Source organism: Chloroflexota bacterium (genome assembly GCA_020161265.1).
Lineage (GTDB): Bacteria > Chloroflexota > Chloroflexia > Chloroflexales > Herpetosiphonaceae > Herpetosiphon.
In genome coordinates this window covers 170,736-184,849 of record JAIUOC010000003.1, presented here as the reverse complement: position 1 = coordinate 184,849, position 14,114 = coordinate 170,736, and the positions used below count along the sequence as shown (strand labels likewise).

Below are 14,114 nucleotides of genomic sequence, written 5' to 3'. Positions count from 1 at the left end.
TCTATAATCGCAGTATCCTCCGTTAGCCAGTTTATTGAAGGAGCGAAGCCCATGAAACAGTGGATGAGTCGGATGTTGTTGGGCGTATTAGCAATTGCCTTGAGCGGTTGTGTTGCCTCACAAGTCGAAACCACAATCAGCGGTGATGGCAGTGGCACGAATACGTTTAAAGTAGGTATGGATGCCGAAACAATGGCCATGATGTCAAGCATGGGTGGCACCGAGGGCGAAGATCCCTTTAAAAAAACTAAAGATGATGTTTCAGGTTATCCAGCTGAGTGGAGTGCAACCACCAGCGATTGGAAAGAAAAACTTGGTGAAACTGAGTTCCAAGGCGTACAGGTCAACATGAAATTTGCTAATCTTGCAACCTTGAACGAGCAGTTGAACCAATTTTTGACTGACTCAGGTAGCAGCGATAGCCCAACTGGTCAAGCACTATCGAATCTTAAAGTAACCGATGATGGCGAAACCTTCACCGTATCAGGCAATGCAGTGGCCACCGATTTGGCTGCTGCTGCCGAGAGCGAAAGCTCTGGCATGCCTGGCATGGGCGATTCGTTGAAAAAGGCCGTGATCGTTTGGCAAGTAACTTTGCCTGGTGAAGTGAGCAGCGTTGAGCCAGCCGAAATTGCAACCGTCAATGGCAGCACGGTTACTTGGAAAATTCCGGTTGATAAAACTGCCACCTATACCCTCAAAGCAGTTTCAACCAAGAGTGGCGGCGGTGCTGGCGGCAGTAATTTGCCATTGATCCTTGGTGGCGTTGGCTTGTTGGTAGTCTTGGCTGGCGTAGGATTCTTCGTGATGAGCCGCCGCAAAGCTGCTCCAGTTGCCGCTGGCTATCAACAATATGGCGGTCAAACCTACGACCCCAATGCCCAACAAAATCAACAACAAGGTTATTACGATCCAAACAACGACCCTAACCGCAAACAATAATTCAATTTGAAACCTTTTGAGCCAACACTCCGTCTTTACGGCGGAGTGTTGGCGTTTTAGCTAGCAAAATTGCGGTACGATGATAGTGAGCGATTTTTGATCAACGGAGGCTACTGTATGCGTTATTGGTTGTTGCTTCTCGGGCTAGTGTTGTTGAGTGGTTGTGTGAGTCAGCAACAACAAACTGAATTTAATGCCGATGCCAGTGGTGTTTATGAAATCCGACTAGGGTTTTCGCAACAATTTCTCGATTTTGCCGAAATGGGCGGGAGTGGCTCAAGCACCGATGTGCTCGATGATGCGCTCAGCGAATTAGGCTCGATCGCCGATTTGTTGCCTGCTGAATGGCAAGCCAGCAACGAAAATTGGACCAGTGAAGATGGTCAATATCGGGGCACATTAATTCGCATGCAATTTCGCGATCTGGCGATGCTCAAAGATCAATTGACCAGCAGCGAATTAAACGAACTTTATAGTTTGGTGCGATTTGAGGATGTGGCAATCGAGCAAAATGGCAATGAAGTTTTGCTCAAGGCAACGGTCAAAAATGGTGAAAATTCAATGTTGGGCAGCCAAGAATCAGGCGAGCTGTTTGGCTCAGGCTTGGTTGCTAGCCCCACCACCAGCTGGACAATTCGCTTCCCCGAATCGATTAGCAGTTGGAACGAGCGCGAAATTGCCACGCTCAACGAGCAGCAAACCAGCATCACCTATGATTTCCCCTATCCTTTGAGCCGCGATTATCAGCTTGAAATTGTGGGGACGTTGAGCGCTGGCGTGCCGCAATGGGCTTTGTGGGGCGTTGGCGGTTTAATTGGGGTTGGGTTAATCTTGGTCGGCACCGGCTTTATTTTGAGTCGGCGCAAAACCAGCACCCAGCCTTATGATTTGGTGCCTGCTGGCCCAAGCAGCGGTTACCCAACCTACCAACCCGGCAGCCAAACCACTCCCTTAGCAACACCTAGCTATCAACCCAAGCCTGAAAACTACCAACCAAATGATCAGGTTGCCGCCTATCAGCCTAAACCTGAAAGCTACCAACCAAGCGATAGCGTTTCGCCGTATGCACCAAAACAAGCGCCAACCACCTCAGTCCAAGCCAGCAATAGCTACGAGCAGCCAACCACATTTGGTTCAGCACCGAGCGAATTTGGTGGCCGCACGCCAACTCGTTCGCTGGGAAGTTGGCAAGATCCCAACGATGAACCTCAGAGTCGATAAGGCGCATGCGGCGCTGCATTCGGTTTATTCAGCGTTTGAATTTGATTAATCGCTGCTAGCGGCCCGATAATCACCAATTGATCGCCGCTGCTCAAGCGTTCATCGCCGCGTGGGCGTAAATCTTCGCCATTGCGCCCACGCCGATAAAGCACCGAAATATCGTGCTGATTTTCAACCGTCTGGATCAAGCGTCCATCAAAAATGCCATCGCGGGCTACCGTAATTTCCACCGTCGAGAGCAACTTGCCTGCCACATACAAAGCATTGGTAATGCCACGACCCAAAGCCGCAGCGGCCAAGGTTGGGGCGGCCAGTGCCGAGGTGCTAAATGCGGTCTGAATATGAAAGGCTGAGCTAAGTTTGCTGGCCAATGAATCGTTAAAAACCCGCATCACAATATGAATATCAGGGTGTAACTCACGGGCGGTCAAGGCAATATCAAGGTTGGTCAAATCATCGCCAGTAACTACGGTAAGCGAGGTGGCATGGCGCAAGCCTGCTTCGTGGAGCAACTCTGGCTGACGAGCATCACCAATAATCACTGGCACATGTTGGCCCATGACCAATTCGTGAAACGGCCCATCGTTATGAGCATCAATCACCACTACATCGCAGCCGCTGGCCAGCAATTGCCCAACCACCCGATAGCCAATTTTGCCCAAACCACAGACGATAATATGATCACGATAGGTTGATGCTAACGCCATTTGCCAAGCCTCCCGCCGATTGCGTTTATCGAACAGCAAAATACCCATATTGAGCGCACCTCGCGCCAGCAAAATAATATTCAAGGCTGGCGCGAGATAAAACAACACTTGCAGCCACCATGGCTCTGGTAGTGGCACGGGGTTGAGCGTCATTTGGCTAAATGCTTGATACAGCGCTTGGTTAAAAGCCAAAACTGGGCGCGTGCCTGCCCAAATTGCCAGGGTAAAACCCAACCACAACAAGAGCCATAAGCCCAGCCAAATCCCCGAATCGCGAAACACAATCCAACCATCGCGCAACGAGGCCGCGATCAGTCTTCGCCAACGCGCTTTGCGACTAGGGGTTTTGGCTGGTTTCATGCTTGATACATTGCCTCGCTCGCTCCCTCACGCAGTTGTTGATCAGCCTGTTGAATTGTGCTAGCTGTGCCAATCAAGGTTAATTGATCAGCTGCTTGCAATTGGGTTTGGCCATCGGGCACAAATAAGTTGCCCGCCCGCCGAATTGCCACAATCAGGACATTACTTGGCAAATTAAGCTGCTTCAACGGCTTGCCCACAACCCGCGGATTGGATACTTCAACTTCGTAAATACTTTGGTCGGCTTGATGACTTAAGAGCATGCTCATGGCTGATGGGCCTTGAACCAATTGGGTCAAAGCATCAACCGATGCTTGTAAGGGATTCAAAACCGTAATACCAAGATCGCGCAAAACACTGCTGGTACTCTCATTTTCAGCCCGAGCCACAATTGTTGCAACCTTGAAATGCGAACGCACCACTTGACTCACCAACAGATTGAGTTTATCACTCGGGGTCAAGGCTACAACCGCTTTGGCCCGTTCAACGCCAGCTTTACGCAATACCTGCAGATCAGTCGCATCGCCAGTGATTGTGCTAATACCATGGTGGCGCACCCGATCGATCAACTGCTGATCGGTATCGATCACGACTACATCGTGATGTTGGCTATGCAGTTGGCGGGCAAACAGCTGGCCCAAATCATTCGCGCCAATAACTAAAGTGGTCATCGGTTCAACTCCTAACAAACGGGCAAACAATGGGGTGGTGAAGCTTTGCAACACAACTGTGCCAATCACGGTCATAAAGACCAAGCCAATCAACAAATTGCCCCCAGCAAATCCGGCTTCTTCCAATGAGATCGCGGCAAAAGTGGCGACCGAAGCGGCGACAACTCCGCGTGGGCAAACCGCAGCAATAAAGGCTCGTTCGCGCCAGGTTAAGGTTGAGCCAAGCGTCGAAGCAAAGACACACAGTGGCCGCACCACCACAATCATCAATACAACCGCCAACACACCCCACCAGCCAAGCGCTGCCAAATCGGCAAATTTCAAACGAGCTGCCAGCAAGATAAAAATAATCGTAATTGCCAGCATGGTTAAGTCGCCCTTGAACAGAACAACTTCTTCTTCGTGAGGAAAATCAATATTGCCAACCACAATCCCCGAAACTGCTGCTGCCGCAATGCCAGCTTCATGCGAAATCGCTTCAGCAATAATAAAGATCGCGATTGCGCCACCCAACGCGCTCAAACGCGTCGTTTCAGCATTGAGTTTCGAGCCGATAAAGCGCAATGCATAGGCCAAACCAATGCCGCCAACCAAGCCAATCAACGAGCCAATCAGCAAGCGTTCGGCCCAATCGAAGGCTCCACTAATCGTTGTGCCGCTGGTAAGCAAAACATCGAGCACGACTACCGCCAAAATTGCCCCAACCGCATCAACCAATACGCCTTCAGCCTGTAACAACACTTTTAAGCGTTCTTTGGCATTGCTACGTCGCATCAAGGGCGTGATCACGGTTGGCCCAGTCACGCTCATTAATGCTCCAAACAAGGTGGCCAGTGGCCATGATAAGCCGGCCACAAAATGCGCTACCAAGGTTGCACTGCCCCATGTCACCAAGGCTCCAACGCTCATCAACATTTGCAATGGGTAGGATAAACGGCGCAAATCGTTGATATCGAGCACCAAACCACCTTCAAACACAATAATCGCCACAAACAGCGGAATCAACACCCGCAGCCCAACCCCTAAAGCCGATGGATCAACCAAACCAAAAACTTCGGGGCCAACCAGCACTCCCACCAACAGCAACAATACAATCGATGGGATGCCAATCCGTTCGGCCAGCACGAAGGTGGCGATCCCAAAACAAATCACCATCCCCGCCATCAACAACAAACTATGTGCATCCATACAACTCCTTTCTGTGCGCCTTGCCACATTGACACAAACCTAAGCTATGGTATGCTATTATTGTTAGGTTTGTCGTTTAACTTAGTTAACAAAAGGACCCAAACCATGGCGCGGATTTACGAAAACATTACCCAACTTATCGGCAACACGCCGCTGGTGCGCTTGGGCAAGGTTAATACCACGGGGGCGACGGTATTAGCTAAGCTTGAGTTCTTCAACCCAGCCAGCAGCGTCAAAGATCGGATTGGCTTGGCGATGATCGAGGCAGCGGAGGCCGCCGGTCTGATCAATCCAAACGATACCACGATTATCGAGCCAACCAGTGGCAATACCGGAATTGGCCTAGCGTTTGTGGCTGCCGCGAAAGGCTACCGCATTGTGCTGACCATGCCTGAAACCATGAGCTTGGAACGGCGCAAATTGCTCAAAGGCTTTGGAGCCGAATTAGTTTTAACGCCAGGCTCCGAAGGCATGCCCGGGGCAATTCGCCGCGCCGAAGAATTGGCCGCCGAAAATCCAGGCAGTTTTATTCCCCAACAATTCAAAAATAAAGCAAACCCAGCAATTCACCAGCGCACTACCGCCGAAGAAATTTGGAACGATACCGATGGTGCTGTCGATATTTTGGTGGCTGGGGTTGGCACTGGTGGCACAATCACCGGGGTTGCCTCGGTGCTCAAAGAACGCAAGCCAGGCTTTAAGGCAATTGCGGTCGAGCCAACTGCCTCGCCAGTACTTTCTGGGGGCAAAATGGGGCCACACAAAATCCAAGGAATCGGCGCTGGTTTTGTGCCCGATGTGCTTGATACCAGCGTAATCGATGAAATTATTCAAGTTACCAACGAACATGCTTTTGAATGGGCACGCAAATTGGCTCACGAAGAAGGCTTGATGGTGGGAATTAGCTCAGGGGCCGCCGCATGGGCCGCCTTGCAAGTAGCAGCCCGCCCCGAAAATGCTGGCAAAACGATTGTCTTTATTGTGCCAAGCAACGGCGAACGCTACCTGAGCACGCCATTGTTTGATGCTGAATAATCCGTAGGGGTCAGGGGCTAGTTGTCAGGGGTCAGAGCGCATGAGGCTATAGGCTTTAGGCGATGGGCTATCGGAGAGTCGTTGAAATACCATAATACTTTCCCTATAGCCAACAGCCTATAGCCCAATATCTCATATCCTTTGCAGTTCCAAACTGATCCCTAGCCCCTGACAACTGATCCCTAAAAATTCAACACCCTCAGCACCGAACCATGCTGAGGGTGTTGGATTTTTAGCAATTCGTGCAACTAGGCGGCTGGCGGAGGAGCTTCGTCGCCGTCGATGCCCAATTTATCTTTGGCAGCTTCATACACATCGCTGGCTTTATCGCCGACGACTTCGGCAACATCACTAATTTTTTCGGCAGCTTGTTCGGCTAGATCGCCCGCTTTTTCAGCGGCATCGCCGATAAATTCACCAACCGACTCGGCGACATCCTTGGCTTTATCAACCAAATTTTCGAAAAACCCTGGTTCATTATCAGTCATGGGGTTTCCTCCGAAATGCCACGTGGTATCTACCACGATCGCTTGCTTAGCTCTATTGTAGTAGATTCAGGCCAACTTACAAGTAGCAATTTGGTTCCATTCTGCTCAGATCGAGCTAGCTTTGGCCTGCTGTTCGCCCAACGATGGTTGGTTTGGCACACGCGGCAAGCTCAACGAGATAACGGCTGTGATTGCGCTCAGTAAGGCCGCTGCCCATAAACAGCCCGCCAACCCATAGCTTTGATACAGCAGCCCTGAGAGAATTGTGCCAAGCAGGCGGCCCAAGGCGTTGGCCATATAGTAAAACCCCACATTCAAAGCCACATCGGCTTGGTCGGTGTAGGCTAAAATCAGGTAGGAATGGACCGCCGAATTCAGTGCAAAAATAAAGCCAAAGCCAATTAAGCCGACCACAACCACAACTGCCGATTGTTGGTTGATTTGTACAACACTGGCAATCGCGGCCATAATCAGCATCAACAAGCCAGCCAAAATTGTTGCCGCCCAGCCGTTGGGCGTGGTTTGCCAGCGGCGGGTTATCTGTGGCGCAAGCGCTTGAATCAGGCCATAGCCAATCACCCATAAGGCCAAATAACCGCCAGCCTGCCAAAACGACCAACCAAGCACTTCACTCAGAAAAACTGGCAAGCCAACCACAAACCAAACATCCCGCGCTGCAAATAAAAAACAGCGGGCCGCCGAAAGCAGATTGATCGCGCGGCTTTTGGCAAAGAGTTGCTGCCACTTCGGCTTGGCTTTGCTACGCCCCAAATCGTGTTGCAAAAAGATCCAGGTGCCAATGGCTGCCACGGCAATCAAACTCGCAAGCGCGGCGAAGGCACTGCGAAAGCCAATTGTGCTCAGCAATAGGCTGCCCAAGAAAAAGCCCACGCCTTTGAGCGCATTTTTCGAGCCAGTCAAAATGGCTACCCATTTGAATAAGGTTGATTGAGCATCTTGAGCCACCAACATTTTGATGCTGCTCTTGGCGCTCATTTTGGTCAGATCTTTGGCGATACCTGAGCCAGCTTGTGCCAACATCACATATGGCACGCTGAGCCAAGCACTGGGCACAACCATCATGCCCAAAGCGATAACTTGTAACACCAAGCCAGCATGTAAGGTGCGATTCAGGCCAAAGCGTGCGCCCAGCCAGCCACCAAACAAATTGGTAATCACCCCAAATACTTCATAGAAAATAAAGAGCGCCGCCACCGCCAAGGCACTATAGCCAAGTTGATGAAAATGAAACAGTACCAACATGCGCAACGCGCCGTCGGTCAAGGTAAACGCCCAATAGGCGGCGGTAACAATCGCATACTCTTTGAATTGTTGCTGCATGGTTGGCTCCTAGCCCGCCTGAAGTTGGGCGACCTTAGCGGCTAGCTCCAACATTCGATTCACATAGCCAATTTCGTTATCGTACCAAGCCATAATTTTCAATTGGGTTTGGTTGGTAACCGTCGTGAGCGCTGCATCAATAATCGCCGAACGTGGATCGCCCTTGTAATCAACTGAAACTAAGGGGCGTTCTTCATAGCCCAAAATGCCTTTGAGCACTCCACGACTGGCCTCAGCCAAAGCCCGATTAACCTCTTTGCTCGTGGTTGGTCGGGTCAATTCAAAGACACAATCGGTCAGCGAGGCATTCAACAAAGGTACGCGAATCGCCACGCCATCCAAACGACCCGCCAATTCTGGAAAGATCATGCCAATTGCGCTGGCTGAGCCTGTGCTGGTAGGAATCAGCGATTGGCTGGCGGCGCGGGCGCGGCGTAAATCTTTGTGCGGCGCATCGATCAAATTTTGGGTGTTGGTCATGTCGTGAATTGTGGTGATCATGCCATGCTTAATGCCAAACTGTTCATGCACAACTTTGACAATTGGCGCTAAACAATTGGTGGTGCACGAGGCGGCAGTTAATAAACGATGCTGCTGCGGATCATAAAGCTGATCATTAACGCCCATCACAATGTTGAGTGCACCCTGTTTTACGGGCGCTGCAACGATCACAGTTTTGACTCCAGCCGCAAAATAGCCTGCTAGTTGTTCGGGGCTACGAAATTTGCCTGAGCATTCCAGCACCAGATCAACCTCATGGCTAGCCCAATCGGTTGCTTCAATTGCCGCATGATTACTATAACTCAGGCGTTGTTGATCGATGATCAGGGCTTGGGCTTCGGCCTGCACAGCTTGGCTCCAGCGGCCATGAACTGAATCAAAAGCCAGCAAATGGGCAGCGGTTGCAGCATCGCCCTTAAGTTCGTTGATATGTACCCATTCAAATCCTGGGCGATTCCAACCAGCCCGTAATGCGAGCCGCCCCATGCGCCCAAAGCCATTAATACCGATTCGTAAGGCCATTATTTGCTCCCTTCGCGTTGTTGACGTTCGATTGTGGTCAGCAAAAAACGAATACGGGTCATCAGTTGCTGGGCGGTGGTTTCAATTGCGGCGGCTTGAGCCAGCTCGCTGGTTTCACGCAACGGGTCGGCAAAACTCCAGTGCATGCTGGTGGGATGTCCAGCCAGCGTTGGGCATTGTTCACGCGCACGATCGCAGACCGTAATCACATAATCGAAATCTTGCTCAAGGTAGGGCTGGAGTTCCTTGGAATACAGGCCAGCACTGGCAATCTTTTTTTCGGCCAAGGTTGCCAAAACCAAAGGATGCACCTCAGCAGGTTGGGTTCCGGCGCTCACAACATCGAGCATGGAGCCGCCAAGATGGCGGGTAATTGCCTCGGCTAATTGCGAGCGAGCACTGTTGTGGGTACACAAATACAAAATCCGCACTGGTTTGCTAAGTTGATAGGCTTGGCTAGTTGATTTACCAGCAAATGGATCAAGATCAGGGTGGAGCGCTTGAGCACTCGCTTGATAGGCCGTTTGCAAGGTAGGCAAATCGAGATGGTAATAGACATCACGACCATCGGCTTCGCTACGCCGTTCGATCACCAAGGCTGCTTCACGGAGTAGTCGCAAATGATAGGAAACCACATTCATCGGCGCTTGCAAGGCCGTCACACATTCATGTACCCGATAATCGCTATGGACTAAAAGTTGTAACAAACGCCAACGCAGATCGTGCGCTAGCAATTTGAGCACAGCAGGTGGTTCAAGCCCAAGGCTTTGCATAACAATACTCCAAATCAAAATGCTTCAAATTATTTTGAAGTATATTTGAAGCGTTATAAAAAAGCAAGTTTGCATTGTGATCCACGAAGCGCACGAAGGATTGAAACCACGCAGAACGCGAAGATCGCGAAGGATTATTATTTTAGCCACGAATTGCACGGATTGCACGAATTATGCTTCTCGTCCCCAATGTGTATACTACCTTCCCTCAGCATTGGCTGGCCCTTCTTTTGCCTTTTGCCTTTTGCCTTTTGCCTTTTACTTTCTGCCTTTTGCCTTTCCTATGCTACTCTGTGGCATGCGAATTGCCGCAGCGTTTGGCGAAAAACAGCTAGCAGAGGAACTCTATGCTCGATTGGATTCAACCATATTTACCACCTGTCAATAGCATTTCTTACTATATCTTGCGGGGCACACTGACATTTTTGCTAGTGGCAGTCGCCGCCCGCGCGATTAGCATTATCATTCGACGGGCCTTTCTTTCGAATGCCCAATTGCTCCGCCATAACCTCAGCGAACGCCGCCGTAAAACTTTGCGCTCCTTGGTTTCGTCGCTGACCAATGGCTTGGCGATTTTGATCTCGCTGTTTTTGATTATGGGCATGTTTATTCAGCCAAGTGCCTTATTTACCTTTTTGGGCTTGTTTAGTGCGGGCTTGGGGTTTAGTGCGCGGCCTTATGTCAGCGATTTTCTGGGCGGAATTACGCTGCTGTTTGAAGATCAATTTGCCTTGGGCGATAAAGTGGAGATTGGCGATCGCCAAGTGGTGGGGTGTGTTGAACGAATTAGTTTGCGCATGACCTATATTCGCGGCGAGTCGGGCGAACTGTGGCTGGTGCCCAATGGCGATATTCGCACCATTCGCAATTTTACCCGTGGCAAATGGTCGCCAGCCAGCATCAAATTGACCGTGCCAACCACCAAACTTGATGAAACCATGATCGTGCTACACCAAATTATCAGCGATCCAGGTGATGATGTGATTGAAACACCCGAAATCATCAGCGAAGATGGCGAAATTGGTGCAGTCACGACCACGATTACATTAAAAGTTAAGGCGCGTTACAGTATGGCTCCGGCAGTGCGTGAGCGTTTGATCACTCAACTTCAAGCGGCGTTAACTGAGCACCATGTGTTGGCTGCGGATGAAAATCGGGAATAGCATCGCCAGTTAAGGCATCGTAGGAAACTGCATCGGCAGGCTCACGCAACAGCGATTTGACCCGTGGCCAAAAACCACGGAAAAACTCCGAGCGGCGATAGCGTTGCAAATCACGGCCTGATTCCCAAGTACTCCAGGTTGCAAAGGCGGTTGGGTCGCCAGTTTCACGTAAAAGCGATAAGGCCAAACAGCCTTCTTGATGGCGAATTGTTGGCTCACATTCAGCATAAAATGCGAGAAATTCTGCTACATGTTCGGGTGCAAATTTTAACCGAACTAAGCGCACAACCATTGGCGTAGCTCCTTATTGGGAATTGACACAAAAAGAGGTGGCCGTAACCACAACGCTATCTTAGCATGCTTAGCCCGCATCCAATGCAAAAACTGCACCATCGTAGGCGATCAAAACTTCGCCCTTAAAAATTGTGGCAACTCGTGCCAGCACCTCAGCTTCGGGGGCGGTATTGATCGGGCTGTAGTGGGTCAGAATCAGGCGTTGCACCCCAGCATTTTGGGCGGTGGTAGCGGCTTGCTCAGGCGTTGAGTGGGTATCGAAGGGCGTTGAAACAGTACATTCATGAATTAAGGTATGCGCATGATCGCTTAATTCAACCAGTGCCGTGCATGGCCCACTATCAGCGCCATAAACCAAACTGCTTTGGCCTGATTGATCGATCCGCAAGGCGAGGGTCGGGCGGCTATGGTAGGTTGGGGCTGTAGTGAGTGTCGCACCGAGATCGAACGGTAATTCAACCTTGCCACCAGCATCATCGAGGGTTTGAAATTGAGGCTTAATTGCATGAATGCCTAAATCGGCGGCTTGCACAACCGCCTCAGCTGTAGCAATCGTGCGCGAATTACCAAACACGAGCAATTCACTGTTGTGTTGCGCCAGCCACAAATGCAGCAACAAACTGGGCAAGCCCATCAAGTGGTCGGGGTGATTGTGCGAGATGAAGATTGCGCGGAGTTGACGTGGATCAAGCCCATATTTGAGCATCCGGCGATACGGGCTACCGCCACAATCGAGCAACACTAAGCCAGCCGCGCTTTGCCAAACATAGCCACTATTTTCACGCTCAGCATCGGGAAGTGCCGTGCCAGAGCCAAGCACAATCAAATTACTCATGCGGACCTCCTTTGGTCGTGCAATATACGCAGATAGCGCAGCAATTAGTATAATAGGCCATAAAAGACCCGACAAGGGTGCAAAACTCACATTTTGCAGCCACTATAGGAGCCAGTATGGACGCACTCTCTGCAATGATGCAGCTTTGGTTGGGTGGGTTATTGGTCGCGTGGGCACTGGTGTTGCTTGCTGGATTTGTGCTCGGCAAGTCGAATGCTGAGGGCACGCGCCGCATGACGCTGTGGGGTCGTTTGGGGTCGTCGGCAATTTTGGTGGTAGCAGCCTGGAGTTGGTGGTGGCAACTGCATGCGCAGCATAATCTGACGGCCTTGTTACTCGCGCTGGGCATGAGCTTGGGCTTTGTGGGCGATTTATGTATGGCCCAAGTCTTTCCGCTTAAAAATTATGTCTTGGGTGGCATGAGTGCCTTTGGGTTGGGCCATGTAGCCTATATTTGGGCTGGCCTACGCATCGAAAGCTTCAATGTGCTGAGCTGGTTGGTTTGGCTGATCGTGGGGGCGCTTGGCTGGTTTGTGGTAGTTTGGCACGATAGCTCGCGCAGTCGTTTACATCAAGTGGCCTTGCCCTATGCGTTGTTGCTGGCGAGCACGACAGGCATTGCAACTGGTGTAGCCTTGGAGCAACTGCCAATGTTGACGTTTGCGATTGGCGCAGCCTTATTTTTGCTCAGCGATTTAATTTTGGCAACCCAGTTGTTTAATGATGCCCGTTGGCACGGGATTGGCGATGTGGTTTGGTTTACCTATGGCCCAGCTCAAGCCCTAATTGTCTATAGCATGGCTTGGTTGCTCTAGCAAACAAGGATTTTAATGATCTAGCTACTAGGTAGGAGGGCAAACAATGCTGGGATTTTAATTGATCACCACCCCTCCGCCCCGCCTCAAGGCGGGGAACGCAGGGTGTTTTCATCCCCCTGCACCCCCTAAAGTACAATTTTTGATAGACAGCCATCGGTGGCTGCATCAGAAACCAATGTTCTAATACAAACGACAAAGCCACAATTGCGGCTTGTGGCTTCTTCGCTAATTGACATTTGGCAGAACGTGCTACAATGATCATGCTCTCGACCAATTTGGCGGGAAGCAACGATGGTTTTTCTGGTTTCAAACACCACTTGGATCGCACCCGACCGAGATGGTAAGTACACAGTGATGTGCTTAGTTGTCCTCGGCTGACGCGATTCGGCGTTGCGGAGGTTTTTTTATGGCTTTTTCCGCTCGACCGACAGTCGGCATTTTTGGCGCAGGCAAGGTTGGCACTGCCTTGGCCTTGGCCTTACAACGCGCCGATTATTCGATTGTCGGCGTTAGCTCCCGTTCAACTGCTTCGGCTCAGGCGTTAGCCCAAAGCCTTGCATGCCCCGTGCTCGTACCCAACGAATTATTTGCTCAAGCTCAATTGATCTTTCTGACGATTCCTGATGATCATTTAGCCACTACCGCCCAAGCCTTGGCTGATGCACTCGGCCATAGCGCTGGAATTGTGGTGCATTGTTCAGGAGCCTTGACTAGCGCCGTTTTGCAACCATTGCAGCAGCGTGGTTGGCAGGTTGCTGGTTGCCATCCATTGGCTCCCTTTGCTAGCCGCACAACACCTTTGCCCCAAGCAATTACTTGGGCAATTGAAGCTGAAACTCAGTCATATACCGTGCTGGCGGAATTAGTTCAAGCAGTTGGTGGCATTGCTCGCCCAATTCAAGCTGAGCATAAGGTGCTTTATCATAGCGCGGCGGTGCTTTCGGCCAACTATGCCATTATGCTGGCAGCCCGAGCAGTCGATTTATTGCAACTTTGTGGTTGGTCAGGCCAAGAAGCATTACAAGCACTCGTGCCTTTATTGCGCGATAACGTTGAAAATTTGGCTCGCGTCGGCCTGCCCCAAGCATTAACTGGCCCATTGGCTCGTGGCGATTATGGCACGGTCGAGCGCCATCTCCAAGCCTTAGATGCCAATGCCCCGGATATTGCCAGTTTGTATCGCGCCTGCATCGAGGCGACTCAACCGTTATTGAGAACATAGAGCAAAGAACATAGAGCATAGGAAGTAGGGGTC

General features: G+C 50.8%; 14 protein-coding genes. 6 read left to right on the top strand and 8 right to left on the bottom strand.

The window, feature by feature from the left end; all coding sequences use genetic code 11:
* The first annotated feature begins 51 nt into the window (after positions 1-51).
* Both LCH85_08045 and LCH85_08040 read left to right on the top strand, forming a co-directional pair.
* Positions 52-942, top strand: coding sequence for a hypothetical protein (locus tag LCH85_08045; protein ID MCA0351936.1), 891 nt, complete (start codon positions 52-54; stop codon positions 940-942).
* A 117-nt stretch (positions 943-1,059) separates the two neighbouring features.
* A complete protein-coding gene (locus tag LCH85_08040) occupies positions 1,060-2,163 on the top strand; it encodes a hypothetical protein (GenBank protein MCA0351935.1) in 1,104 nt (367 codons plus the stop codon).
* Here LCH85_08040 and LCH85_08035 read toward each other — a convergent pair.
* The gene (locus LCH85_08035; GenBank protein ID MCA0351934.1) at positions 2,151-3,230 is read right to left on the bottom strand and encodes a TrkA family potassium uptake protein; all 1,080 of its coding nucleotides are present in this window, start codon (positions 3,228-3,230) and stop codon (positions 2,151-2,153) included. The two genes, LCH85_08040 and LCH85_08035, sit on opposite strands and share 13 nt — an antisense overlap.
* Positions 3,227-5,089: a cation:proton antiporter gene (locus tag LCH85_08030; GenBank protein ID MCA0351933.1), complete on the bottom strand. Its 1,863-nt coding sequence runs from the start codon at positions 5,087-5,089 to the stop codon at positions 3,227-3,229. Before LCH85_08030 ends, LCH85_08035 begins: the two co-directional genes overlap by 4 nt.
* Before the next feature lie 105 nt (positions 5,090-5,194).
* Between LCH85_08030 and cysK the strand changes: the two genes are divergently transcribed.
* On the top strand, positions 5,195-6,124 hold the full coding sequence (cysK, locus tag LCH85_08025) for a cysteine synthase A (GenBank protein ID MCA0351932.1): 930 nt from the start codon (positions 5,195-5,197) through the stop codon (positions 6,122-6,124).
* Positions 6,125-6,372: 248 nt separating this feature from the next.
* Here the strand turns inward: cysK and LCH85_08020 are convergent, their stop codons facing one another.
* The 4 genes from LCH85_08020 to LCH85_08005 form a co-directional block, all read right to left on the bottom strand.
* Positions 6,373-6,612, bottom strand: coding sequence for a YtxH domain-containing protein (locus tag LCH85_08020; GenBank protein MCA0351931.1), 240 nt, complete (start codon positions 6,610-6,612; stop codon positions 6,373-6,375).
* Positions 6,613-6,717: 105 nt separating this feature from the next.
* Complete coding sequence (arsJ, locus tag LCH85_08015; GenBank protein ID MCA0351930.1) at positions 6,718-7,953, bottom strand: organoarsenical effux MFS transporter ArsJ; 1,236 nt, start codon at positions 7,951-7,953, stop codon at positions 6,718-6,720.
* Between the two features lie 9 nt (positions 7,954-7,962).
* Positions 7,963-8,976 (bottom strand): ArsJ-associated glyceraldehyde-3-phosphate dehydrogenase, encoded by a 1,014-nt coding sequence (locus tag LCH85_08010; GenBank protein ID MCA0351929.1) that lies wholly within the window; start codon positions 8,974-8,976, stop codon positions 7,963-7,965.
* Positions 8,976-9,749: an ArsR family transcriptional regulator gene (locus tag LCH85_08005; GenBank protein MCA0351928.1), complete on the bottom strand. Its 774-nt coding sequence runs from the start codon at positions 9,747-9,749 to the stop codon at positions 8,976-8,978. The genes LCH85_08010 and LCH85_08005 overlap by 1 nt, the downstream gene beginning before the upstream one ends.
* Before the next feature lie 347 nt (positions 9,750-10,096).
* On the opposite strand from LCH85_08005, the gene LCH85_08000 reads away from it, so the two are divergent.
* Positions 10,097-10,912, top strand: coding sequence for a mechanosensitive ion channel family protein (locus LCH85_08000; protein MCA0351927.1), 816 nt, complete (start codon positions 10,097-10,099; stop codon positions 10,910-10,912).
* On the opposite strand, the gene LCH85_07995 is transcribed toward LCH85_08000, so the two are convergent.
* Positions 10,848-11,204, bottom strand: a complete 357-nt coding sequence (locus LCH85_07995; GenBank protein MCA0351926.1) for an antibiotic biosynthesis monooxygenase — start codon at positions 11,202-11,204, stop codon at positions 10,848-10,850. The genes LCH85_08000 and LCH85_07995 overlap by 65 nt on opposite strands.
* Before the next feature lie 69 nt (positions 11,205-11,273).
* Positions 11,274-12,041 carry an MBL fold metallo-hydrolase gene (locus LCH85_07990; GenBank protein ID MCA0351925.1) on the bottom strand — a complete coding sequence of 256 codons (768 nt, stop codon included), beginning with the start codon at positions 12,039-12,041 and terminating at the stop codon, positions 11,274-11,276.
* Positions 12,042-12,157: 116 nt separating this feature from the next.
* On the opposite strand from LCH85_07990, the gene LCH85_07985 reads away from it, so the two are divergent.
* Complete coding sequence (locus LCH85_07985; protein MCA0351924.1) at positions 12,158-12,856, top strand: lysoplasmalogenase; 699 nt, start codon at positions 12,158-12,160, stop codon at positions 12,854-12,856.
* 409 nt (positions 12,857-13,265) lie between these two features.
* Entirely contained in the window at positions 13,266-14,081 is an 816-nt protein-coding gene (locus tag LCH85_07980; GenBank protein MCA0351923.1) for a DUF2520 domain-containing protein, read from the top strand.
* The last annotated feature ends 33 nt before the right edge of the window (positions 14,082-14,114 follow it).